18 protein-coding genes are annotated in these 23,647 nt (G+C 71.4%); 14 read left to right on the top strand and 4 right to left on the bottom strand.

Going from position 1 to position 23,647, the window contains the following annotated elements:
• The first annotated feature begins 10 nt into the window (after positions 1-10).
• Together glgC and ACFYWS_RS12840 are read left to right on the top strand one after the other, a co-directional pair.
• On the top strand, positions 11-1,228 hold the full coding sequence (glgC, locus tag ACFYWS_RS12835) for a glucose-1-phosphate adenylyltransferase (RefSeq protein WP_389273812.1): 1,218 nt from the start codon (positions 11-13) through the stop codon (positions 1,226-1,228).
• 48 nt (positions 1,229-1,276) lie between these two features.
• The gene (locus ACFYWS_RS12840; RefSeq protein ID WP_389273815.1) at positions 1,277-4,393 is read left to right on the top strand and encodes an ATP-binding protein; all 3,117 of its coding nucleotides are present in this window, start codon (positions 1,277-1,279) and stop codon (positions 4,391-4,393) included.
• Positions 4,394-4,574: 181 nt separating this feature from the next.
• Here ACFYWS_RS12840 and ACFYWS_RS12845 read toward each other — a convergent pair whose 3' ends face one another.
• Positions 4,575-5,372 carry an ABC transporter permease gene (locus ACFYWS_RS12845; protein ID WP_389273818.1) on the bottom strand — a complete coding sequence of 266 codons (798 nt, stop codon included), beginning with the start codon at positions 5,370-5,372 and terminating at the stop codon, positions 4,575-4,577.
• Positions 5,369-6,355 (bottom strand): ATP-binding cassette domain-containing protein, encoded by a 987-nt coding sequence (locus ACFYWS_RS12850; RefSeq protein WP_389273821.1) that lies wholly within the window; start codon positions 6,353-6,355, stop codon positions 5,369-5,371. The genes ACFYWS_RS12845 and ACFYWS_RS12850 overlap by 4 nt, the downstream gene beginning before the upstream one ends.
• A gap of 156 nt (positions 6,356-6,511) precedes the next feature.
• On the opposite strand from ACFYWS_RS12850, the gene ACFYWS_RS12855 reads away from it, so the two are divergent.
• The 4 genes from ACFYWS_RS12855 (at position 6,512) to ACFYWS_RS12870 (ending at position 13,728) form a co-directional block, all read left to right on the top strand.
• Complete coding sequence (locus ACFYWS_RS12855) at positions 6,512-6,679, top strand: hypothetical protein (protein WP_389273824.1); 168 nt, start codon at positions 6,512-6,514, stop codon at positions 6,677-6,679.
• 408 nt (positions 6,680-7,087) lie between these two features.
• Complete coding sequence (locus ACFYWS_RS12860; protein WP_389274126.1) at positions 7,088-9,667, top strand: PA14 domain-containing protein; 2,580 nt, start codon at positions 7,088-7,090, stop codon at positions 9,665-9,667.
• Positions 9,668-9,805: 138 nt separating this feature from the next.
• Positions 9,806-12,187, top strand: coding sequence for a GH92 family glycosyl hydrolase (locus tag ACFYWS_RS12865; protein ID WP_389273827.1), 2,382 nt, complete (start codon positions 9,806-9,808; stop codon positions 12,185-12,187).
• A gap of 176 nt (positions 12,188-12,363) precedes the next feature.
• On the top strand, positions 12,364-13,728 hold the full coding sequence (locus tag ACFYWS_RS12870; protein ID WP_389274129.1) for a wax ester/triacylglycerol synthase family O-acyltransferase: 1,365 nt from the start codon (positions 12,364-12,366) through the stop codon (positions 13,726-13,728).
• On the opposite strand, the gene ACFYWS_RS12875 is transcribed toward ACFYWS_RS12870, so the two are convergent.
• Positions 13,725-14,225 carry an Lrp/AsnC family transcriptional regulator gene (locus tag ACFYWS_RS12875; protein WP_389273830.1) on the bottom strand — a complete coding sequence of 167 codons (501 nt, stop codon included), beginning with the start codon at positions 14,223-14,225 and terminating at the stop codon, positions 13,725-13,727. The genes ACFYWS_RS12870 and ACFYWS_RS12875 overlap by 4 nt on opposite strands.
• A 258-nt stretch (positions 14,226-14,483) precedes the next feature.
• Between ACFYWS_RS12875 and ACFYWS_RS12880 the strand changes: the two genes are divergently transcribed.
• The 8 genes from ACFYWS_RS12880 to ACFYWS_RS12915 all read left to right on the top strand — a co-directional run bounded on the left by ACFYWS_RS12880 (position 14,484) and on the right by ACFYWS_RS12915 (position 22,799).
• Entirely contained in the window at positions 14,484-15,335 is an 852-nt protein-coding gene (locus ACFYWS_RS12880; RefSeq protein WP_389273833.1) for a polysaccharide deacetylase, read from the top strand.
• Positions 15,332-16,405 (top strand): C45 family autoproteolytic acyltransferase/hydolase, encoded by a 1,074-nt coding sequence (locus ACFYWS_RS12885; protein ID WP_389273836.1) that lies wholly within the window; start codon positions 15,332-15,334, stop codon positions 16,403-16,405. The genes ACFYWS_RS12880 and ACFYWS_RS12885 overlap by 4 nt, the downstream gene beginning before the upstream one ends.
• A gap of 15 nt (positions 16,406-16,420) precedes the next feature.
• Positions 16,421-16,846 (top strand): VOC family protein, encoded by a 426-nt coding sequence (locus ACFYWS_RS12890; RefSeq protein WP_389273839.1) that lies wholly within the window; start codon positions 16,421-16,423, stop codon positions 16,844-16,846.
• Entirely contained in the window at positions 16,843-17,607 is a 765-nt protein-coding gene (locus ACFYWS_RS12895; RefSeq protein WP_389273842.1) for an SDR family NAD(P)-dependent oxidoreductase, read from the top strand. The genes ACFYWS_RS12890 and ACFYWS_RS12895 overlap by 4 nt, the downstream gene beginning before the upstream one ends.
• Positions 17,608-17,641: 34 nt before the next feature.
• Positions 17,642-18,664, top strand: a complete 1,023-nt coding sequence (locus tag ACFYWS_RS12900) for a Rieske 2Fe-2S domain-containing protein (protein WP_389273845.1) — start codon at positions 17,642-17,644, stop codon at positions 18,662-18,664.
• A 4-nt stretch (positions 18,665-18,668) separates the two neighbouring features.
• A complete protein-coding gene (locus tag ACFYWS_RS12905) occupies positions 18,669-19,607 on the top strand; it encodes a PDR/VanB family oxidoreductase (protein ID WP_389273848.1) in 939 nt (312 codons plus the stop codon).
• Between the two features lie 70 nt (positions 19,608-19,677).
• The gene (locus tag ACFYWS_RS12910; protein ID WP_389273850.1) at positions 19,678-21,126 is read left to right on the top strand and encodes an APC family permease; all 1,449 of its coding nucleotides are present in this window, start codon (positions 19,678-19,680) and stop codon (positions 21,124-21,126) included.
• Between the two features lie 149 nt (positions 21,127-21,275).
• Positions 21,276-22,799 carry an SDR family NAD(P)-dependent oxidoreductase gene (locus tag ACFYWS_RS12915; RefSeq protein WP_389273853.1) on the top strand — a complete coding sequence of 508 codons (1,524 nt, stop codon included), beginning with the start codon at positions 21,276-21,278 and terminating at the stop codon, positions 22,797-22,799.
• Here ACFYWS_RS12915 and ACFYWS_RS12920 read toward each other — a convergent pair.
• A complete protein-coding gene (locus ACFYWS_RS12920) occupies positions 22,778-23,626 on the bottom strand; it encodes an SDR family oxidoreductase (RefSeq protein ID WP_389273856.1) in 849 nt (282 codons plus the stop codon). The two genes, ACFYWS_RS12915 and ACFYWS_RS12920, sit on opposite strands and share 22 nt — an antisense overlap.
• Positions 23,627-23,647 lie beyond the last annotated feature (21 nt).

A 23,647-nucleotide genomic window follows, 5' to 3' on the forward strand; every position in this document is an offset into this window, starting at 1 on the left:
GGGGGTTGGGATGCGCGGCGGACCTTCGGTGCTCGGGATCGTACTGGCAGGCGGGGAGGGCAAGCGGCTGTTGCCGCTCACGGCGGACCGGGCGAAGCCCGCGGTGACTTTCGGTGGCACCTACCGCCTGGTCGACTTCGCCCTGTCCAACCTCGTCAACGGCGACATCCTGCGGATCTGCGTCCTGACGCAGTACAAGTCGCACTCGCTCGACCGGCACGTCACGACCACCTGGCGGATGTCGAGCCTGCTCGGCAACTACGTCACCCCGGTCCCGGCCCAGCAGCGGCTCGGCCCGCGCTGGTACTCGGGCAGCGCCGACGCGATCCTGCAGTCCCTCAACCTGGTTCACGACGAACAGCCCGACTACATCGCGGTGTTCGGCGCCGACCACGTGTACCGGATGGACCCGCGGCAGATGCTCGCCCAGCACATCGAGTCGGGCGCGGGCGTCACGGTGGCGGGCATCCGCGTGCCGCGCAAGGAGGCGTCATCGTTCGGGGTCATCATGCCCGCCCGCAACGGCACGCGCATCGACGCCTTCCTGGAGAAGCCCACCGACCCGCCGCCGCTGCCCGGTACCCCGAACCAGGTCTTCGCGTCGATGGGCAACTACCTGTTCACCACCAAGGTCCTCGTCGACGCGCTCCAGACCGACGCGGAGGACGCGGGCTCGGCGCACGACATGGGCGGTTCCATCGTGCCGATGCTCACCGAGCGCGGCGTCGCCCAGGTCTACGACTTCGACGGCAACCACGTACCGGGGGAGACGGACCGCGACCACGGCTACTGGCGCGACGTCGGCACCCTCGACGCCTACTACGACGCCCATATGGACCTCATCTCGGACACCCCGGTCTTCAACCTCGACAACCGGCGCTGGCCGATCTACACCCACCCCGGCCAGCTGCCGCCGGCCAAGTTCTGCGCGGGCGGCATCGCGGCCGAGTCGATCGTCAGCCCCGGCTGCGTCATCCGCGGCCAGGTCACCCGCTCCGTGCTCTCACCGGGCGTCGTGGTCGAGGACGGCGCGGTCGTCCAGGGCTCGGTCCTGCACGACAACGTACGGGTCGGCAGGGGAGCGGTGGTGCGTGGCGCCGTCCTCGACAAGAACGTCGAGGTCCCGGTCGGCGCGACCATCGGCGTCAACCCGGGCCGGGACGCGGAGCTGTACACGGTGTCGAAGGGCGGCGTGATCGCGCTGGGCAAGGGGCAGGCGGTGCACTGAGCCCTCCGGCCGGCGCCCGCACCCGACCGCCTTGGCTAACCTGCACGGATGAGCCCCGACCTGACCCTCCTGCCCCGCGTCGCCCACCGCGGGCAGGAGGTCACCGCGCCCCGGCTGCGCGGCCTGCTCGCGCTCCTCGCGGGCGAGCCGCGCACCGGGTGCAGCACGGAGCGGCTCGTGGCCGGGCTGTGGCCGGAGGAACTGCCGCGGCGCCCGGGCAAGGCGGTGCAGGTCCTCGTCGCGCGGGCGCGGGCCCAGCTCGGCGCCGACGTGATCGTGAGCACACCGACCGGCTACCGGCTCGGCCTCACCGAGGACCAGGTCGACAGCTCCGCGCTGCTGCGGTACGCCGCCGTGTGCGCGGAGCGGGCCGGGGCCGGGGACCACGCCGGCGCGCTGGCCGTGGCCGATGACGGGCTCGCCCTGTGGGAGGGCGCCCCGGAGGAGGACGGCGGCGCGGACGATCCCGTGGCTGCGCTGCGCGCCGAACGCGCCCCGGTCCACCGGGAACTCGCCCGCGCGAAGGCCCTCGCGCTCGCCCGGCTCGGGCGGTACGCGGAGGCCGCGGGGCCGCTCGCCCAGACCCTCGCCCGGCTGCCGCGCGACGAGGAGGTCCTCGCCGAACTGCTGCGCGCCGAGGCGGCCACCGCGGGACCGTCCACCGCGCTGGCCCGCTACGAGACGTACCGCCGTGGGCTGCGTGAGGAGCTGGGCGCCGACCCGGGGCCCCAACTTCGCGCCGTCCACACCGAGTTGCTGCACGACGAACCATCCGTCGTCCGGCACGGCGTACCGCACGAACCGAACCAACTCCTCGGCCGCGACGCGGACATCGGCGCGGTGGAACGGCTGCTGCGCGGCTCGCGCGCCGTCACCGTCGTCGGCCCCGGCGGACTCGGCAAGACCCGGCTCGCGTACGCCGTGACCCGCCGGGCCGGACAACGCGTCGTGCACGCCGTGCCGTTGGCCGGTGTCAGCGCGGACGCGGACATCGCCGCCGAGGTGGCCTCCGCACTCGGCGTCGGGGAGGGGCGGCACGGCGCCGTCGGCGGGCACGCCCCGGCCGACCCGGTGTCCGGCATCGCAGGAATGCTGGGTGGCGGGCCCGCGCTGCTGGTCCTCGACAACTGCGAGCACGTCATCGAGGGCGTCGCCGGCCTCGTCCAGGCACTGCTGTCCCGCGCCCGCGACCTGCGCGTACTCGCCACCAGCCGGTCACCCCTCGGGCTCACATCGGAGGCCGTGTACGCGCTGCCGGAACTGGCTCCGGACACCGTCGCCGAGCTGTTCGGTCAGCGGGCCAGGGCCGCACGGCCAGGCGTCGACCTCCCGCCGGACGCGGTCGCCGAGCTGTGCGGGCACCTCGACGGGCTGCCGCTCGCCGCGGAGCTGGCCGCGGCGCGGGTGCGGACCCTGTCCGTACCCGAGATCGCGCGCCGCCTCGCCGACCGCTTCGCCCTGCTGCGCGGAGGCGTACGCGACGTCCCCGAACGGCACCGCACCCTGCACGCCGTCGTCGAGTGGAGCTGGAACCTGCTCGCGGACGAGGCCCGCACCGCCATGCGCACGCTGTCCGTCTTCCCCGGCGGATTCTCCGCCGACGCGGCGGAGCGGGTCCTCGGCGACAAGGCCCTGGACGTGCTGGAGCAGCTCGTCGAGCAGTCACTGCTCACCGTGTCCGACACCTCGTCAGGGGCCCGGTTCCGGATGCTGGAGACCGTACGGGAGTACAGCGCGGCCAGGCGCACGGAAGCCGGCGAGGAGGAGCGGGCCGTCGGCCACCTCTGCGCCTGGGCCCGCGAGTTCGGAGTCAGCCATCACGACACACTGCTCGGCCCACGCTCCCCGGACACCCGGGAGCTGATCAAATCCGAGCAGGACAACCTCGTGACCGCCCTCCGGTACGCCCTGGCCCGCGGCGAAGGACCCACCACCGCCGCCGTCACCGCCGTGCTCGCCGCCCTGTGGTCCACCGACTCCGACTTCGCCCGCCTCTTCGCCCTCGCGGCCGACACCGGCGCCCCGCTCTCGCACTACCGCCCCGAACCCGAGTACATCGAAGTGGCCCGCGCCGCCGCCGTGTTGTGCGCGGCGAGCCTCATCGTCGACCACGCCCCGCGCGTCCTGCGCCACCTCGTCACCCTGCGCCGACTGCCCCCGGCCCCACCGGACACGCTGCTGCGCGCCATCGCCGCCGTGCTGGTCGCCGTACCCGAGATGCTGCCTCCCAACTACGACGTCCTGCGCGAACTCTGCGGCAGCCCCTACCCGTTGGTCGTCTCGGTCGCCGAGAGCGTCGCCACGTACGTCTGGGAGTACGAGCACGACATGGACCGCACGCTCGCCTCGGCGCGGCGGGTCGTCGACGTCCTGGGGCCGGTCGACAGCCCACCCCTGGAGGTCATGGGCTACTCACGGCTGAGCCAGCTCTGCCTGACGACGGGGGACGGCGACGCCGCGTACCGCTACCTCGGGGCGGCCCGCGAGGCACTGCCCCGGTTCGGCGACGAGAACGACTACGTCGGCATCCGCTGGGGCTTCGCGCTCGCCTGCCTGCAGCGCGGGGACCCGGACGAGGCCGAGACCTGGCAGCGCCGCGCGGAGACCGAGGGCACCGCGCAGAAGGACCCCTTCTACAGCCCCGACCTGGGCGTACGCGCCGAGATCGCGCTCGCCCGCGGCGACACCGGAGCCGGGCTCGAACTGTGGCGCCGCGCCGTCGCCCGGCTGCCCGTCGCCGGGGCGCAGCAGGACGGCGATCCGTGGCACGACCCGTGGGCACTGCAGATCCAGGCGACGGCCGTGACGGCGCACGCGTACGCGGACCGCCTCGCACCGGTCGCCGACACGGTCGACCGGCTGCGGTCCTTGCCCGCGGGGCCGGCCGCCGCCTACGTGGCGCTCCCCGTCCTCGGCACCGTGCTGCACGCGCTCGGCGCGGCCGGGCTCACGGACCGTAACCCGGCAGCCGTACGGACGATCGCGCTGGCCGAACGGCTGTGGGTGCTGCGGGACTTCCAGCCCACGATGGCGGCGGCCCGCGCCCGTCACGCGGCCGAGAACACCGACCGGGCGGCGTACACCGACGCGGTGGCCGAATACGCCGCCCTGGGACGGGAAGAGCTGAGGGACGCGGCCCGCGCGGCTACCTTGTATGGCTTGTGAGCTTCGCGCCGACTACGCGTGGTTCGTTGAGGGGGGACTGTGCAGGGCGATCCGCCGTGGTAGGGCATCTTCGTGATCTCGGCCGCGGTGACGGTGGTCCTTGGCGTGATCGTCCTGTCGGTGATCGCCACGATCGCTCTCGGCGTGGGCCGAGTGCGCAGGTGGCGCCGCCGAAAGGCGCCTACGCCGGATCGCGGTTGAACAGCGCCCTCGACCAGAAGAACCCGAGCGCGGTCAGGGCCAGACACCAGGCCAGAGCGAGCCACCCGTTGTGGCCGATCTCCGTGCCGAGCAGCAGCCCGCGCAGTGTCTCGATGAGCGGCGTGAACGGCTGGTACTCGGCGACCGGCTGGAACCAGCCGGGCATCGCGTCGATCGGCACGAAGGCGCTGGAGATGAACGGGAGGATGATCAGCGGCATCGCGTTGTTGCTCGCCGCCTCGGCGTTCGGACTGGCCAGGCCAAGACCAACGGCCACCCAGCTCAGCGCCACGGCCACCAGCACCATCAGGCCGAACGCCGCCAGCCACTCCAGGGCCGTCGCGTCCGTGGAACGGAAACCCACGGCCACCGCCACGGCGCCGACGACGAGGACACCGGCGACCGCCTGCAGCACGCTGCCCACGACATGCCCGATCAGCACGGACCCGCGATGGATGGCCATCGTACGGAAACGGGCCATGATGCCCTCCGTCATGTCCATCGTCACCGAGATCGCGGTCCCGGCAGGAGTGGCGCCGATGGTCATCAGCAGGATGCCCGGCACGAGATAGCCGATGTACGCGGTGCGGTCGGCGGGGCCGCCACCGATCCCCGCGCTCATCACGTCGCCGAAGACGTACACGAAGAGCAGCAGCAGGACGATGGGCGTCAGCAGGATGTTGAGGGTGAGCGACGGATAGCGGCGGGCGTGCAGGAGGTTGCGGCGCAGCATCGTGCAGGAGTCGCGTACGGCGAGGGACAGGGCGGTGCTGCTCATCGGAGGGCCTCCTCGGGCCGGGTGGCGGACGTGTCCGCTCCGCCGGTCAGGGCGAAGAACACGTCGTCGAGGTCGGGGGTGTGCACGGACAGCTCGTCCGCCTCGACGCCCGCCGCGTCCAACCAGTCGAGTACGGACCGCAGTTCGCGCTGGGTGCCGTCGCTGGGGATCCGCACCGTCAGCGCCTCGTCGTCCGTGGTGACATCGCGCAGCGCGGCGACGGCGGCCCGGTAGCCGCCGGGGTCGGTGAACCGCAGCCGCACATGGCCGCCCGGCACGAGCCGCTTCAGCTCCTCGGCGGAGCCGGTGGCCGCGATCCTGCCCTCGCTCAACACGGCGATGCGGTCGGCGAGTTCATCGGCCTCGTCCAGGTACTGCGTGGTGAGGAAGACGGTGACACCGTCGGCGACGAGATCGCGGATCATGCGCCACATCGTGTGGCGGCTACGCGGATCGAGGCCGGTCGTCGGCTCGTCGAGGAAGAGGATGCGCGGGGAGCCGACCAGCGTCATGGCGATGTCCAGGCGGCGCCTCATGCCGCCGGAGTAGGTGGCGGCGGGCTTCCTCGCGGCCTCGGTGAGATCGAACCGGTCGAGGAGCTCGGCGACCGCCCGACGGCCGTCGCGCCGGGGCAGGTGGTGCAGATCCGCCATGAGGTGCATGTTCTCCTCGCCGGTGATCAGGCCGTCGACGGCCGAGAACTGTCCGGTCACACCGATCGCCGCGCGCACGGCCTGCGGGTCGGTGGCCAGGTCGTGGCCGCCGACGGACAGCTCGCCCGCGTCGGCGGTGACGAGCGTGGAGAGGATCTTGACGGCGGTGGTCTTGCCCGCGCCGTTCGGCCCGAGCAGCGAGAAGACGGAGCCGGTGGGCACCGCGAGCTCGATGCCGTCGAGGACGGTCTTGTCCCCGTAGGCCTTGCGCAGGCCGCGCGCTTCGATGGCGAGGGGTGGGGGCGGGGAGCCGCCTGTCGTGGTGGTCATGCCGCAGAGGCTGCGGCATGACGCATTCAGCATGGCTTCAGAGTGGCTTCAGCCCGGCACAAGGCTCCGGCGTCGGAGGATGCGCGGTCTGCGCTCTGGTGCTCACGGACAGGCCTGGGCATGCTGATTCGGAAGGCCAACTGTGAAGGAGCCGCCATGACCAGCGATTCCCGTAACGACGACGCGGCTGCTCGCCGCCGCAAGGCGAAGAAGGCCGACGAGCTTCGTCGCCGCCGCAGGCGGGAGGAAGAGGAGCGGGCGGCCCAGCACCAGGCCCAGGACGACGCGGCGAGGGCGGCCCAGCAGCAGGCCGCTGAGCAATAGGCCGCGCAACAACAGGCCGACGCGCTGGCGGCAGCCGACGCCGCCCCGCAGCAGTGGGGCTGAGCCGCCCTTCCGTTCGACCGTCGCCGAAGGGCCCACCGGGTGATCGACCCGGTGGGCCCTACGTGCTGCCGGGTAGCGCCGCCGGCACCCCGCCCCGCACCACCACCTTGCTCCCGCGGTCTTGCCGGACGCGGCCGCCCGTGCTGTGATGCCAACTGCCCGTCCTGGCAACAATGTTCAACGAAGTCCAACGCAATGCACCGCAGTTGCACAGACCCGAGCGGCGAGCCGCCACTCTTCCTCGAAGCGTCCAGCACAGGAGGATCCGTGCGCACTAGCAGACTCAGAAGCCTCAGAAGTCCCGGAGAACCTCGAACGCTCAGACGTCACGCAAGGCACCTGTCCCTGCTCCTCACCGCGGCCCTGGGCCTCAGCGCACTCGCTGTGGCCCCCTCCGGCGCCGCCGCCCCCGCGGACGACGACCCCGTCGTGCCACACGGCCTGAAGGGCGAGTACTACACCCAGTCCGCCGCCGGTGCCTTCGACTTCGACGAGCTCAAGGCCACCGGCTTCGACCCGCAGATCGACTTCAACAGCCTGGAGTCCCGGCTGTCGTCCGCGACCGGGCGCGCGGACGACGCGAGCGTGCGCTGGACCGGGAAGCTCGTCCCGGAGAAGTCCGGGCCGACAACGTTGTCAATGATCGGTGACAACGGCTTCCGGCTGTGGGTCGACAACAAGCTGGTCATCGACCACTGGGTCGACGACTGGGACAAGGAACAGACCTCCCAGCCCGTCGACCTGACCGCGGGCAAGGCGGTCGACATCAAGGTCGAGTACTTCGAGCACTACGGCGGCTCCAACCTCCACCTGCGCTGGACCGAGCCCGGCGCGCAGAAGGAGGCCATCCCGTCCTCCGCGTTCCGGCTGCCCGACGACTGGAAGTACGACGGCGCCATCGGCACCACCGTGCTCGGCGACGGCCGCACCCTGAAGCTGGACTTCGCGCAGAAACTGGGCGCCGTCCCCGGCGACATCAACGACCACCTGAAGGCCGTCATCGGCGGCGCCACGTGGCCGCTCGGCACGGCTGAGGCGGACCCCGACGACCCGCGCGCGCTGCTCGTGGGCCTCGACGAGCCGGTCGTCGGCAACAAGGAAGGCGACGCCCCCGGCCAGGCCGACGTCACCTACGACGGCAAGGGCGGACTAACCGGCAGCGACGGCACGGCCGTCGGCTCCTTCTGGTCCAGCGGGCCCAACCACTCGACGCACGAGCTGACCACCAAATGGGGCGACGACGTCACCCCGGCCAACGCCCACCGCGAGTACCCACGCCCGCAGCTCACCCGCGACAAGTGGCGCAATCTCAACGGCAGTTGGCAGTTCGCCGCGGCCAAGGAGGGCGAGCAGCCGCCCGTCGGCAAGAACCTCGGCGAGAAGATCCTCGTGCCGTACCCGGTCGAGTCCCAGCTCTCCGGCATCGAGCGCCACGAGGACCGCATGTGGTACCGGCGCACCTTCACCGTGCCCGCCGACTGGAAGGTCGGCGACAAGCAGCGGCTGCGGCTCAACTTCGGCGCCGTGGACTGGAAGTCCGAAATCTACGTGAACGGCACGAAGGTCGCCGACCACAAGGGCGGCTACGACAAGTTCAGCGCCGACGTCACCGACGCCCTCAAGCCGGGCCGCACCCAGGAACTGATCGTCGGCGTCTACGACCCGACCGACGCGGACAAGGGCGAGAACCCGCCCATGGGCAAGCAGCGCCTCGACCCCAGCGGCATCTGGTACACCCCGTCCTCCGGCATCTGGCAGACCGTGTGGATGGAGCCGGTCGCCACCGATCACGCCGGTGACCTGAAGGTGACGCCGAATGTGAAGACGGGCGAAGTGGCCGTGTCCGCGAAGGGAGTTCGTGACGGCGTTCCCGTCACGGCGAGCGCGTACGCGGACGGCAAGAAGGTCGCCACCGCCACCGGCACCTCCGGCGGACCGCTCACCCTGAAGATCGCCAAGCCGCACCTGTGGTCGCCCGACGACCCCTTCCTCTACGACCTCAAGGTGAGCGTCGGCGCCGACAAGGTCGGCAGCTACTTCGGGATGCGCTCCATCTCCGTCGAGAAGGTGAACGGCACCCCGCGCACCGTCCTCAACGGCAAGCCGACGTTCCTGATGGCCACCCTCGACCAGGGTTTCTGGCCCGACGGGCTGCACACCGCGCCCAGCGACGACGCGCTCGCGTACGACCTGAAGATGCACAAGAAGATGGGCTTCAACTCGGTCCGCAAGCACATCAAGGTCGAACCCGACCGCTGGTTCTACTGGGCCGACAAGCTCGGCCTGATGGTCTGGCAGGACATGCCGTCGATGGAGGCCGGGAAGAACCCGTCCACCGAGGCGCGCGCCGAGTACGAGCGCGAGATGAAGACCATGATCGACCAGCACATCAACCACCCGTCCATCGTCATGTGGGTCACCTTCAACGAAGGCTGGGGCCAGTACGACGAGGGCCGCATCGCCGACCAGGCGAAGTCCTGGGACCCGACCCGGCTGATCAACGGCCAGTCCGGGCTCAACCTCGGCCGCGACGGCGGCACCGGCGACATCATGGACGAACACGGCTACCCGAGCCCCGCCCTGCCGCCCAAGCCCGACGGCGAACGCGCCCTGGTCGCGGGCGAGTACGGCGGCCTCGGCCTCGCCGTACCCGGCCACGCCTGGTCCGTCCAGCAGTCCTACGTCGACGTGGACCCGGCGACGTACACGGACGACTACCTCAAGAAGCTGGACGAGGTGCGGGCGCTCGCCTGCAAGGGCGGCAACGGCGCCGTCTACACGCAGATCTCCGACGTCGAGGGCGAGCTGAACGGACTGCTCACCTACGACCGCCGCGTCGTCAAGCCGGACGTGAAGCGGGTGTCCGACGCCCAGCGGGCGCTGATCCGCGACGCCTCGCAGGACACCGTGGCGAACTGCTCCTGATCCCGTACGTCCCTGGGGCGGGCCCGTGTCGACGGGCCCGCCCTTGGTTTCCCCGCGGCCGCCGAAGTCTTGACGGGCGGTCGGACCGCGCGAAGAATGATCGCCCACGCTGACAACGTTGTCGAAGGGTGCACGACGATGAACAGGCGCACCACTACCAGAAGACTCGACCCCAGACCCGTATCAAGACCCGTCCGCCGCACGCTGGGCGTGCTGGCCGCCGCTGCGGCGCTGCTCGGCGCCGGGCTCGCCGCTCCCGCCACGGCCTCGGCCGCCTCCGGCAGCGGCCAACTCACCGACCTCGTCAACCCGTTCATCGGCACGGAGAACGAGGGCAACACCTACCCGGGCGCGGCCGTCCCCTTCGGGATGGTGCAGTTCTCGCCCGACACCGGGCACAACACCGGCTACGACTACTCGGAGAACCACATCCGGGGCTTCTCCACCGTCCATCTGTCCGGCGTGGGCTGCGGGTTGGGCGGCGATCTGCCGGTGCTGCCGACCGTCGGCGACATCGGCAGCACGGACTACGCGAAGTACGCGGCCGAGTTCAGCCACGACGACGAGAAGGCTTCGCCCGGCTACTACAAGGTGGGTCTGAAGTCCGGCATCGACGCCGAGCTGAGCGCCACCAAGCGGACCGGCGTGCAGAAGTACACGTTCCCGGCCACCGACAAGGCCAACGTGATGATCAACGCCGGCCAGTCGCTGCACAAGACCGTGCACACCAAGGTCGACATCCTCGACAGCAGGACCGTGCGCACCGCCATCACCGGCAGTGGCTTCTGCCAGGACACCAAGCAGTACACGCTCTACACGATCACCAAGTTCGACCGCCCCTTCACCACATCGGGCACCTGGAAGGGCGACACCGTCACCGAGGGCTCGAAGTCCTCGGCCGCGGACGCCGAGCGCAACGGCGCGTATCTCCGCTTCGACACCAGCAAGGACCGCACCGTCGAGGCGACCACCGCGATCTCCTACGTGGACGAGCACGGCGCCGCGCTCAACCTCAGTAAGGAGGGCGGCCGTTCCTTCGACTCCGTGAGCGGAGCGGCGCGGTCCGCGTGGGAGGACCGGCTCGACGACGTCAAGGCGCAGGGCGGCAGTGAGACCGTGCGCCGGACCTTCTACTCCTCGCTATACCGCTCGTTCCTCGCGCCGAACATCGGCAGTGACGTCGACGGCCGCTACACCGGCTGGGACCAGAAGATCCACCGCGCCAAGGGATTCACGTACTACCAGAACTGGTCGCTCTGGGACACGTACCGCACTCAGGCGCAGCTGCTGTCCCTGCTCGCCCCGCGCGAGTCGCGGGACATGGCGCTGTCGGTGATCCGCATCGACAAGGACAGCGGCTGGCTGCCCAAGTGGGGCTACGGCACGGTCGAGACGAACATCATGACCGGTGACCCGGTCACCCCGTTCCTCACCAACGCCTACCAGCAGGGCCTGCTCAAGGGGCACGAGGAGGACGCCTACCGGGCCCTGAAGAAGAACGCCGACGGCGTGCCGCCGGCCGACTCCGCCCCCGTGGGCCGCGAGGCCAACAAGCAGTACCTGGCCGACGGGTTCGCGCCGTACATCAAGGGCCGCGAGCATGTGAAGCCCGGTGACTCCGATTACGACCACGGTGCCTCGGCCACGCTGGAGTACGCCCTGTCCGACGCCATGCTCGGCCAGATGGCGAAGGAGCTCGGGCACAAGGGCGACGCGAAGCGGTATGCCGAGCGGGCGCAGAACTACCGGAAGATCTTCGACAGTTCGACCGGATTCTTCCGTGCGCGCGACGCGTCGGGCGCCTTTACGGGACCGGCCGACCCGGCGAAGAGCGAAGGCTTCCACGAGGGCACGTCCTGGCAGTACCAGTGGCTCGTGCCGCAGGACCTGCCCGGCATGGTCGGTCTGATCGGCGGAAAGGAGGCCGCGAACAAGCGGCTCGACTCGTTCTTCGCCTACGAGCAGCTGGTGAAGGACCCCGCGAAGACCGCCCGCGAGGTGTGGGTCAACGGCCCGTACGACTACTACAACGCGGACAAGTACAACCCGCAGAACGAGCCCGACCTGATCGCGCCCTACACCTACCTCTCCACCGGCCAGCCGTGGAAGACCACCGATGTGGTGCACGCCGCGCTGACCCTGTTCACCGACACCCCGACCGGCATGACCGGCAATGACGACCTGGGCACGATGTCCGCCTGGAACGTCCTGTCGTCGATCGGGATCTTCCCGGTGCAGCCCGGAACGGACACATGGAGCCTGTCCACGCCCGTCTTCGAGCGGGTCGACGTCAAGCTCGACCGGCACTACTACCCGAAGGGCGCGCTGACCGTCCGGGCGCCCGGCACCTCGGAGGGCAACCGGTACATCCAGTCGGCGCGGACGGACGGCGCCGCGTACGACAAGACGTATCTGACCACGGAGGATCTGCGGGGCCTGCGGAACCTGTCCTTCACCGTCGGCGGCGAGCCGTCGGCGTGGGGGACCGGTGCCGATGCGGCGCCACCCGCCCTCAAGTGACGTAAAAGACACGTCACTTGAGAGACCGGTGAGTCACATGAGGCCCACCCCTCCCAGGGGGGTGGGTCTTCATCAGTTGTTAACGCAGCGTGCCGTGATCGTACTTGACCGTAATCGACTGCTGGAGGTTGACTGCGGGCTCACCGTCGTCGACGCGAGAGCCCTCCATGACCTCTCTGAGTTCGGACTTGCTCGCTCCACTCGACCTGACCTTCTGGAACATCGAGACACCTGAACACCCCATGCACCTGGGAGCGTTGGGCGTCTTCGAGGCCGAAGGGACCGGCGCCGCACTGCACGCCTTCGAACTGCTCGCCACCCGCGCCGCGGGCGTGGCGGGCCTGCGCATGCGGATCGCCGGCGTGCTCGTGCCGGTCGGCGGAGCGGCACGCGTACCCGCCGCCGACTTCGACCCGCTCGACCACGTGTGGATGGCAGGCCCCGTCGACGACTTCCACGCCGCCGCGGGCGCGCTCATGGAACGCCCGCTCGACCGCCGCCGCCCGCCGTGGGAGGCGCACGTCCTGCCGGCCGCCGACGGAACGTCGTTCGCCGTGCTCTTCAAGTTCCACCACGCCCTCGCCGACGGACTGCGCGCCCTGACCCTCGCCGCCGGCGTCATGGACCCCGTCGACCTGCCGGCCGCCCGTCCCCCGAAGGCCGCGCCCGCCCCGCCCCGCGGCCTGCGCCTGCCGTTTCCCGGGCTGCGCGAGATCACCCTCGGTGACCTCGACCCGCGCCGCTACCTCGACCACGTGCGCACGCTGGCGGCCGGCGCCACCCAGGCCGTGTCCATCGGCGCGTCCGTCGCCCGCGCCACCTGGGGGGTACGCACGTCGCCCGCGCTCGCCTCGAAGGCCAGTGGCACCCGGCGCACCGCCGGTGTCGTGCTCGACCTCGACGACGTGCACCGCATCCGCAAGACGGTCGGCGGCACGGTGAACGACGTACTGATCGCCGTGGTCGCCGGAGCCGTGCGGCGCTGGCTCGACGAGCGCGGCGACGGCAGCGCGGGCGTCGAACCCCGCGCCCTCGTCCCGGTCTCCCGGCGCAGGCCCCGCACCGCCCACCCGCAGGGCAACCGGCTCTCCGGCTACCTGGTCCGCCTCCCCGTCGCCGAGCCCGACCCCGTGGAGCGGCTGCGCGCCGTACGCGCCGCCATGAACCGGCGCAAGGACGCCGGGCCCACACGCGGTGCGGGCGCCGTGGCCCTGCTCGCCGACCATGTGCCACCGCTCGGCCTGCGCCTCGGCGGCGGCCTCGTCGGCCAGAACGCGCGCCTTCTGTTCGACCTGCTGGTCACGAGCGTCCCGCTGCCCAGCCTCGGCCTGAAACTCGGCGGCTGCCCCCTCACCGAGGTCTTCCCGCTCGCCCCGCTCGCCCAGGGACAGGCCCTCGCCGTGGCGGTGTCGACGTACCGCGGGAAGGTCCACTACGGGCTCGTCGCCGACGCGGACGCCGTGCCCGATCTGGACGTGCTGGCGCGAGCGGTGCGGGACGAGGTGGCCGAGCTCGCGGCCGCGTGCGAAAAGGTGGCCTAGGACGGCGTGGACGGCTTGTCGTCGGGTGACACCTGCGGCGAGCCGTGGCCGTCGAACCAGAGTTTGTGCACGGCCGCCTCCAGGGTCGACTCCGTCTCCAGTACGCCGTCGAGCGAACGGACCCGACTTTGGAGGAAGGCCCACAGGTCCTTGGCGTCGGCGACGAGTACCTGGGCGAACACGTCCCACTTGCCGAGCGTCGTCGACACGTAACTCACCTCGTCGCAGGCGCACAGCGCCGCCACGACCGCGTCGTGCCGCTCCGGCGCGACGCGCACGAACAGCAGGGCCAGATTGCCCCTGCTGAAGCGGCCGGGATTCGCGAACGCGGTGATCTTGACGATGCCCGCCTCCTCCAGGCGGCGGAACCGCCCGCGCACCGTGCCTTCGGAGACGTCGAGGGACCGGGCGATCTCCCGGAACGCCCGGCGTCCGTCCTCCTCCAGCGCGGAGATGATCGCGCGGTCCAGTTCGTCGAGGTCGTCGAGTTCCGTCATGAGGCGATCCTAGGCGCGATGCGCGAGGCATCGGCCGTCGACCTCGTGTAATGCGTCGCACGGAGTGCACGCCGCTCCTGATCGCGTAGCAAAAGCCGCCATCGGATTTCTGATTGCGTAGAGCGGGACCCTTGATGTTCGCGCAATGCGCAGCGTATGTTTCCCGGCGTGACGCGATGCGCCCCCGAAATCCTTGCCTGCTGCGCAATCCGGGGCTGTCGTCGCGAGCTGGTACGCAACGCGCTGAGGAGTGTGAGCATGTCGACGCAAGCGACGCTGCCCGAGGTGGGGGAGTGGGGGTGGCCCGGCGGTGCGGAATCCGCCGTCTCCCTCACCTTCGACGTGGACGCCGAGGCCGGATGGCTCGGCGAAGGGCCCGCCTACGAACGCCGGTTGACGACTCTGTCCGAGGGCCGGTACGGCGTCGTGCGCGGCATGCCCCGCATCCTGCGGCTGCTGGCCGAGTACGGCATCCGGGCCACCTTCTTCGTGCCGGGTCACACCGCGCAGACCCACCCCGGTCTGGTGGAAGGCATCCTGACGGGCGGTCACGAGGTCGCACACCACGGACACCTCCATCTGCGCAGCGACAAGGTGTCGCCGGACGCGCAGCGCGCGGAGATCGAGCAGGGCCTCGCCGCGCTGGAGGAGGCGGGCGCACCGCGGCCCGTCGGGTACCGGTCCACGTCGTGGGAGCTGACCCCGGAGACCTTCGACCTGCTGATCGAGCACGGATTCGGCTACGACTCGTCCTGTATGGGCGACGACCGCCCGTACTACGAACTCCACCACGGCAAAGCCCTGTTGGAACTCCCGGTGCACTGGTCCCTCGACGACTGGCCCCGCTACGGATGGAACATCGACACCGGCGGCAACACCGCCGCGCCCGGCGAGCTGTACACGTCCTGGCTCGCCGAGTTCGACCTGGCCAGGGCCGAGCGCCGGCACGTCGTCTACACGATGCACCCCGAAGTCATCGGCCGACCCCAGCGCTACGTCGAACTCACCCGGCTCATCGAGAAGTTCGCGGAACGCGGAGGTGCCTGGTACGCGCCGCTCGCCGATGTGGCCGACCATGTACGCCCCCTCCTCCCGGTGAGCGGACGGTGAGCGCGGCGCACACCCGGTTCGTGTCGACCGCGCTCGAACCGAGGGCGCGCGGACGCGAGTTCGGAGAGACCTGGCGCGACCGGGTCGCCGCGACCGTCGCCGGATACCGTGAGCTGTTCGGGCGTGGCGGCCTGACCGGCCTGACTGTCCCCGGGCGCGCGGCCCTCACTGTCGTCGAACGCTGGGCACCCGAACTCGCCCAGGAAATCAGGGGGATCGCCGAGGGCTCCGGACAGCCCGTGGAGGCCGTCGCCGCCGTCAACGCCAGGACCGAACTCCTCGCGGACGCCCGCCGGGGGCCCGCGGCGGGAGAGTGCAGCACCGTCGTCGCGCTCCGTGGACCGGGGCAGGAGCCGCTCGCCGCGCAGAACTGGGACTGGTACGCCGGACTCGCCGACAACTGGCTGGAGTGGGAGATCCCGCACCCGTCCGGCGAAGGTCCACCGCGGCGCACCGTCACCCTCACCGAGTACGGCATCGTCGGCAAGATCGGCGTCAACGACCGAGGCGTGGGCTGCCTGTTCAACATCCTGCACCACCGGCGCGACGGGGGAACGCCGGGCGTCCCCGTCCACGTGATCGCCCGCCGGCTCCTCGACACCTGCGACACCGTGACCGAGGCCCTCGCCACCATCGGCTCCGCCCCCGTCTCCGCGTCCACCACGCTCACCGTCGTCGGCGGGCTCGACGCCGGGAAGACCGCCGTCGCCGCGGAGTTGTGGCCCGGCGGCCCCGCGCACGTGCTGCCCGACCCCGACGGGCTGCTGCTGCACACCAACCACTTCCTCGTCCGCCCCGCGGCCGACGGCGACACCGAACCGGTCACCGACCCCGACACCCTCGTCCGCTACGAGGTGCTGCGCCGCACCCTCACCGGACGCGGCGCCGACCTCGGCGACACCGAGGCCCTCGACGCCCTGCGCGACCACAGCGGAGGCGTCTGCGTGCACGCCCCGCACGGCCGCGCCGACGCCTTCCAGACCCTGGCGAGCGTCCGGATCGACTTCGCGGCCCGCGCGCTGCGCATCGTCCCCGGACCGCCCTGCCGCACCCCGCACACCAGCGAGTAAGGAGCAGCACACCGCATGATCAAGCTCAAGCGCATCGACAACATGGACATCCTCACCCACGACGTGCAACGCCTCGTGGACTTCTACCACGGCACCCTCGGCCTGCCTTTCCACCTCCCGTACGAGCCCGAGGAGGAGTGGGCCGCCATCGACCTCGGCAACCTCACGCTGTACCTCTTCAAGTCCGAGACGGGAGCGCACGCCCCACGCCGCTCCGAGGTCAACGCCGAGAACGCCCCCGGCCTCGACTCGATCGCCTTCGCGGTCGACGACCTGGACGCCGCCCACGCCGCGCTCGACGGCACCGTCGAATGGGTCACCGACCAGCAGATCGACTGGCACCACCCGTCCGGCACCTGGTACCGGTACCGGCCCTTCTACGACCCCGACGGCAACATGCTCTACGTCACCGAGCCGCACCCCGCGGGAGCCGCCGCGTGAGCACCGCACCCATGAACACCGATCTCACCGGCCGCCGCGCACTGATCACCGGCGCCGCCCGCGGCATGGGCCGCGCCCACGCCCTGGCCCTCGCCGCGCGCGGGGCACAGCTCGCCCTCGCCGACCTCGACATCGCCGAACTCGCCGACACCGCAGGCGAGATCACCGCGGCGGGCGGCACGGCCGTGCCGTTCACCGCCGACATCACCGACCGCGACCAGGCCGAGAAGCTGGTCGCAGGGGCCGTCGCCGCGCTCGGCGGGATCGACATCCTCGTGCACAACGCCGGCCTGATCCACTCCATGACGGGTCTCGCGGACACCGACGACGCCGACTTCGCCCGGCTGCTCGCGGTCAACGTCTGGGCCCCGCTGCACCTCACCCGCGCCGCCCTGCCCGAACTGCGCCGCAGCGACACCGCCCGCGTCATCTTCGTCAACTCGCAGTGGGGGCAGGTCCCCGACGGTCACAGCTACGGCTACATGGTGTCCAAGGCCGCCCAGCTGGGCCTGATGAAGACCCTCGCCCAGGAGTTCGCCGGCGAACGCATCCTCGTCAACGCCGTCGCGCCCGGCGCCGTCGCCACCCGCATGGTGCCCGACGGCAACTACGAGGCCGAACTGGCCGCCGTGCCCATCGGGCGGATCGCCCAGCCCTCGGAGATCGCCGACGTGGTCGCCTTCCTCGCCGCCGACACCGGCTCGTTCATCACCGGCCAGACGATCCCCGTCAACGGCGGCGCCCTCGTCGTCGGCATCTGACCCGGACCCCACCCCGTACAGACAAGGGCTCTTGATGACCCAGCAGACCCGCACCCTCAGCAAACGCGAGCAGGCAGAGCGCGCCATGCGCCACTCCTGGTTCCCCGTCGCCCGCTCCGTCGACCTCGGCGCGCCGCAGCCCGCCGTCCTCCTCGGCGAGCAGCTCACCGTGTTCCGCGACGACGAAGGCACCGCCCGCGTCACCGCCCGCCGCTGCCCGCACCGCGGCGCCGACCTCTCCCTCGGCAAGGTCCACGGCCGCTCGATCGGCTGCCCCTACCACGGCTGGCGCTTCGACGGCGCGGACGGCGGGTGCACGTACGTGCCCTCCCTCGCCGACCAGGGCCGTATCCCGCCGAAGGCGAAGGTTCCGGTGTACCCGGCCGTCGAACGCTTCGGGCACGTGTGGACCGTGCTGGAGGAACCCGTCACCGAGCTGTACGACCCCGAGGCCTGGCGCGGACGGGACCTTCAGTGGCTGGCCGCCGAGCCGCTCCACTCGCCCACCGGAGTCGCCGTCGCCATCGAGAACTTCCGCGACGTCGCGCACTTCCCCTTCGTCCACCAGGTGTCCATGGGGCCGACCCCGGAGGTCGTCGAGCCCCTCGAAGTGCGCCGCGACGGACTCGACGTGCACATGGAGCGCCCCCTGGACGCGGGCAGCGGCGACTGGGCCGCCCAGGGCGACTGCATGATGGCCTACCAGTGCACCGCACCGGGCCTCGCCAGCATCAGCTACCACTACGCGAGGGCGGGCCTGCGCATCGTCGCCGGATTCCCCTCCCCGGTCTCCTACGAGCAGGTCAAGATCTTCTGGGGCGTCGCCAACGACCGAGACTTCCAGGGCGACTCGATCGAGGAGTGTCTGCGCGTCGAGGAGATGGTCTACCTGGAGGACCTGCCGATCGTGGAGAACATCCGGCCGCGCGAGGTCCCCTGGGACGGTGAGGTGCCCGAGTTCTCCGCGCCCGCCGACCTGTTCACCCTCAACTACCGGCGCGCGTTCGGCGAGTTGATGCGCCGCACCGAGGCGGCGCTCGCCTCCGGGCAGGGATAGCGCGATGGCCCCCGGCACCCCCGAACCCGCGGTGGACCGCCTCCTGGTCCGCGCCGTGGAGCGCGTCGCCGACGGCGTGGTGGCGCTCACCCTGGCCCGTCCGGACGGAGCCCCGCTCGCCCCCTGGACGCCCGGCGCCCACCTGGATCTGCACCTCGCCCCCGGCCTCGTACGGCAGTACTCGCTCTGCTCCGACCCCGCCGACCTCGGGCACTACCGCGTCGCCGTGCTGCGGGTGCCCGAGGGTCGCGGCGGCTCGGCCCACGTCCACGACGAGCTGCGCCCCGGCGGCCTGCTGACGGTCTCGCGCCCCCGCAACAACTTCGAACTCGCCGACGCGGGACGGCATTTGCTCGTCGCAGGCGGCATCGGCATCACCCCGCTGCTCCCCATGGCCCGCCGGCTCGCCGCGCGCGGCGCACCGTGGCGGCTGCTGTACGGCGGCCGCTCCCGCGCCACCATGGCCTTCCTCGACGAACTGCCCGACGGATCCGTCACCCTCGCCCCGGAGGACGAGACCGGCCGGCCCGACCTCGCCGGATTCCTCGCCGAGTGGCCCGACGCCACCGTCCACGCCTGCGGCCCGCCGGGACTGCTCGACGCGGTCCGCGCCGCGCACCCCGGCCCCGTCCGCACGGAACGCTTCACACCGGCGCCCCAACCGGCTGGCACGGACGGGGCGTTCACCGTCCGGCTGGAGCGCTCCGGGATCGATGTCGACGTGCCCGCCGACCGGAGCGTGCTCGACGCCGTCCGCGGCGCGGGGGTCGCCGTCGACTCGTCCTGCGAGATGGGCCTGTGCGGATCCTGCGAGACCAAGGTCCTGGCAGGAGACCCCGACCACCGCGACGACCTCCTCACCGACGAGGAGAAGCGCACCGCCACCACCATGATGCTCTGCGTCTCGCGCTGCCTCGGCAGCCGCCTCGTCCTCGACCTCTGAGAACCCGGCCCTCACGACGGCGGGGCCCGCGCCCCGCCGCACCCCCCATGCACCCCGAAGGGGATCACGCATGTCCTCCCGACTCGACAACAGCAACCGGCCCCCGGCCACGGGACCGGCCCCCGCCCAGGCCGCCCTCGGCAAGAAGATGCGCTGGTACGACGGTTTCGCCCTGTCGCTCACCATGCCCGCCGCGCTCATCGCCTCCCTCGGCGGCTCCATCGGCGGACTCGGCGCGTGGGGCGCCCTCGCCCTGTGGGCCTTCGCCACCGTCCTGGCCACCGCCGCGAACTGGATCTACACCGAACTCGCCGCGATGTTCCCCGAGTCCTCCGGCGGCATCACCCACTACGCCACCGAGGGCTGGAGATCGCGCGCACCGGTCGTCGGCCCGCTCGCCAGCATCGGCTACTGGTTCCCCTGGTCCACCGCGCTCGCCGTGTACGCGGGCATCGTGGGCTCCCTCGTACAGGCCCAGTGGTTCCCCGGCCAGGACTGGTCGTGGAGCCTCGGCCCCGTCACCGTCGACTTCCCCGTCGCCGTCGGCCTCGTCGTCATCGTGCTGCTCTTCGCCGCCGCGATGACCGGCCTGCACGTCGCGATGGGTGTCGTCTACGTCACCGGCGCCATGCTCCTCGTGCCACTCGCGGTGTTCATCGTCGGCCCGTTCCTCAGCGGCGACTGGTCCGCGGCGAACCTGCACTGGAGCCTGCACGGCGGCGCGGCGGGGCTTCGCGAGGCGCTGGTGTGGCTGTACATCATGGCGTGGACCTCGTTCGGCGTGGAGGTCTGCGCGACCTTCGCCCCCGAGTACAGGGACACCGTCAAGGACACCTCGCGCGCCCTGCGGGCCGGCGTCCTGTTCTGCCTCGGCGTGTTCGTGCTGATGCCGCTCGCTCTCGGGGGGTACGTGGGCGAGGGTCCCATCGCGGCGGAGCCGACCACCTTCTACGTCACCGCGTTCCAGCGCCTCATCGGCGGCGGCGCCGACCTCATGGTCGTCTTCCTCATCGGCTCGCTGCTGCTCATCATGATCACGGGCCTTGCCGACGGCTCCCGTGTGCTCTATCACATGGGTGTCGAGGGCACGACGATCCGGCAGGCCGGTGTCCTCAACAGGCGAGGGGTCCCCGCCAGAGCCCTGGTCGTCGCCCTGATCCTGAACATCGTGGCGCTCACCACGCTGCGCACCCCGTTGGCGATCATCGTCACCGGGAACCTCGGCTACATCCTCACCCACGTCCTGGCCCTGTCCGGCTTCGCGCTGCTGCGCCGCGACCGCCCCGACATGGCCCGGCCGATCCGGCTGCCGAACGTGTTCGTGCCCGCTGCCTGGGCCCTCGCGGGCCTCCTCCTGGTCATCCTCGTCGTCGGCGCCACGGGCTTTTCCGTGAGTGGCTACGGGGGGTACAAGGAGCTGGCCGTGGCGCTCGGCGTCCTCACCACCGGCGTCCTGCTGTGGCTGTACCGGACGAAGGTGCAGGACGCCCGGGACCGGCCGGAGCCCGAGGCGGAGTGACGCCCGTCATTTGGTCGACCCCACTCCCGCCAGTATCCTCCGGATCTGGCGGGATCAACCGAGAGACCTGTAAGGTGCCGCCTTTTGGCAGCCGCGCGGCCCCAGACGGATTCCTCGCGGCACGAGCGACACGAGGAACAGCAGCGGCGATGACCGTGACAGAGGACAACCAGGCCGCCGACGCCGCCGAGGGCACGGACACCGCCGAGCACGACGATCCCGCCCTCGGCCCCGGCATCGACCCCGAGCGACTCGCCGTCTGCCTCGCCGTCCTCGAGGAGCTCGACAAGATCGACGTCGACCACCCCGACGCGATCACCGTCCGCAGGGCCACCGCCGGGATCTACCGGACCGTGAAGCAGCGCCGTCGGCAGGAGCGCCGCGCCGCCAAGACCGCTCACGACAAGGCGGTCACCGAGTCGACGGCGACCGGGTCCGCGCAGCGCATCGACGACGAGACCGAGGGAATCCTGCCCTCCTCGCAGACCGAGGAAGGCAGGCTCGCGGGGATACTCCAGCGCCCCCGTTCCTGCTACACCTGCAAGACCCGCTACGTGGAAGTCGACTACTTCTACCACCAGCTCTGTCCCGTCTGCGCCCGCCTGAACAGGACCAAGCGCGAGGCCCGCGCCGACCTCACCGGCAAGCGCGCCCTGCTCACCGGCGGCCGCGCCAAGATCGGCATGTACATCGCCCTTCGCCTGCTGCGCGACGGCGCGCACACCACGATCACCACCCGCTTCCCCAAGGACGCCATCCGCCGCTTCAAGGCGATGGAGGACTCGGCGGAGTGGATCGACCGACTGGAGGTCGTCGGCCTCGACCTGCGCGACCCGGGCCAGGCCGTCGCCCTCGCCGAGCAGGTCGCCGCCGCCGGGCCGCTCGACATCCTCATCAACAACGCGACGCAGACCGTGCGCCGCCTGCCCTCCGCCTACGCCGCGCTCGTCGACGGCGAGAGCGCGCCGCTGCCCGCGGGCGAGCTGCCGCCGCACACCGTCATCGGCGCCTTCAACTCGGGCTCCGTCGACGGCATCCAGGCGCTGCCGCTGGGCACCAGCGGCATCGACGCCCAGAAGGTCGCCGACCTCGCGCTCGTCGCGGGCAACGCGAGCGTCGAGCGACACCTCGACGGCTCCGCGATCGACGCGGGCGGACTCGTCCCCGACGTCGTCGAGTCCAACACCTGGGTGCAGACCATCGACCAGATCTCCCCGGTCGAGCTCCTCGAGACCCAGCTCTGCAACTACACCTCGCCGTTCATCCTGATCAGCGCGCTGCGCCCGGCCATGTCCGACGCCGCGAAGAAGGCGGAGAGCGGCCGCGCGTACGTCGTGAACGTCTCGGCGATGGAGGGCGTCTTCGGCCGCGGCTACAAGGGCGCCGGCCACCCGAACACCAACGCGGCCAAGGCCGCGATGAACATGGTGACGCGCACCAGCGCCCACGAGATGTTCCAGGCCGACGGCATCCTCATGACCTCCGTCGACACCGGCTGGATCACCGACGAGCGCCCGCACTACGACAAGCTGCGCCTCGCCGAGGAGGGCTTCCACGCCCCGCTCGACCTCGTCGACGGCGCCGCCCGCGTCTACGACCCCGTCGTGCGCGGCGAGGCGGGCGACGACGTGTACGGCGTCTTCCTGAAGGACTACGAGCCCGGCAAGTGGTGACGCAACTGCTGGTGGACGGCGTCGTTCGACGCGCCGCCCGCTGAGGCGGCGCGCACCCGCGTACCGCCGTCCACCAGTAGGTCCGCCCCGGTGATCCAGGACGCCTCGTCCGACACCAGCCAGCGCACCGCCCGCGCCACGTCCTGTGGCTCCCCGATCCGCCCGGACGGAAGGCCCGCCGCCACCGACTCCTCGGCCCGCTCCCACACGAAGCGGGCCATCTCGGTGCGGACAAGGCCGGGGGAGACGGAGTTGACGCGCACCAACGGGCCCATCTCGCCCGCCAGTTGAGCGGTCAGGTGCAGCAGTGCCGCCTTGCTGGTGCCGTACGCGCCGACGTTCGGGCCGACATGGCCCGCGCCCTCCGTGCACACATTGACGACGGCGCCGCCGTGTTCGCTCATCCACGCCCGCCACGCGCACTGCACCAGACGCAGCGGCGCCTCCACGTTGACCGTGAAGGCCGTGCGCCAGGCATCCGGATCGGCGTCCATGAGCGGCCCGTACGGCTGGTTGGTCGCGGCGTTGTTCACGACGATGTCGACCCGCCCGAACTCCGCCATCGCCCGCTCCGTCACCTCCCACAGATGCGCCGGATCAGCCACGGACCCGGGCACGCCCACCGCGTCCGCGCCGCGTGCCCGCAGTGCCGCGACGGCCTCCCGCACCCCGGCCGGATCCCGGGCGGTCACACACAACTGGGCGCCGCAGTCGGCGAGTTCCTCCGCGATCGCACGGCCGATGCCGCGCGAGGCGCCGGTCACGACGGCCGCCCTGCCGTCGAGCACACGCGGGTGATCCGTGAGAGCCATCGAGGACGCAGCCATGCGCGTACGGTCTCACGCACG

This window comes from Streptomyces sp. NPDC002795 (assembly GCF_042888725.1).
Lineage (GTDB): Bacteria > Actinomycetota > Actinomycetes > Streptomycetales > Streptomycetaceae > Streptomyces.

Excerpts from the sequence above, each read along its gene's own strand:
- ACFYWS_RS12905 (WP_389273848.1), top strand. The coding sequence starts at position 18,669 with ATGGCCCCCGGCACCCCCGAACCCGCGGTGGACCGCCTCCTGGTCCGC.
- glgC (WP_389273812.1), top strand. The coding sequence starts at position 11 with ATGCGCGGCGGACCTTCGGTGCTCGGGATCGTACTGGCAGGCGGGGAG.
- ACFYWS_RS12890 (WP_389273839.1), top strand. The coding sequence starts at position 16,421 with ATGATCAAGCTCAAGCGCATCGACAACATGGACATCCTCACCCACGAC.
- ACFYWS_RS12915 (WP_389273853.1), top strand. The coding sequence starts at position 21,276 with ATGACCGTGACAGAGGACAACCAGGCCGCCGACGCCGCCGAGGGCACG.
- ACFYWS_RS12880 (WP_389273833.1), top strand. The coding sequence starts at position 14,484 with ATGTCGACGCAAGCGACGCTGCCCGAGGTGGGGGAGTGGGGGTGGCCC.
- ACFYWS_RS12845 (WP_389273818.1), bottom strand. The coding sequence starts at position 5,372 with ATGAGCAGCACCGCCCTGTCCCTCGCCGTACGCGACTCCTGCACGATG.
- ACFYWS_RS12850 (WP_389273821.1), bottom strand. The coding sequence starts at position 6,355 with ATGACCACCACGACAGGCGGCTCCCCGCCCCCACCCCTCGCCATCGAA.
- ACFYWS_RS12855 (WP_389273824.1), top strand. The coding sequence starts at position 6,512 with ATGACCAGCGATTCCCGTAACGACGACGCGGCTGCTCGCCGCCGCAAG.
- ACFYWS_RS12865 (WP_389273827.1), top strand. The coding sequence starts at position 9,806 with ATGAACAGGCGCACCACTACCAGAAGACTCGACCCCAGACCCGTATCA.
- ACFYWS_RS12920 (WP_389273856.1), bottom strand. The coding sequence starts at position 23,626 with ATGGCTGCGTCCTCGATGGCTCTCACGGATCACCCGCGTGTGCTCGAC.
- ACFYWS_RS12900 (WP_389273845.1), top strand. The coding sequence starts at position 17,642 with ATGACCCAGCAGACCCGCACCCTCAGCAAACGCGAGCAGGCAGAGCGC.
- ACFYWS_RS12875 (WP_389273830.1), bottom strand. The coding sequence starts at position 14,225 with ATGACGGAACTCGACGACCTCGACGAACTGGACCGCGCGATCATCTCC.
- ACFYWS_RS12840 (WP_389273815.1), top strand. The coding sequence starts at position 1,277 with ATGAGCCCCGACCTGACCCTCCTGCCCCGCGTCGCCCACCGCGGGCAG.
- ACFYWS_RS12910 (WP_389273850.1), top strand. The coding sequence starts at position 19,678 with ATGTCCTCCCGACTCGACAACAGCAACCGGCCCCCGGCCACGGGACCG.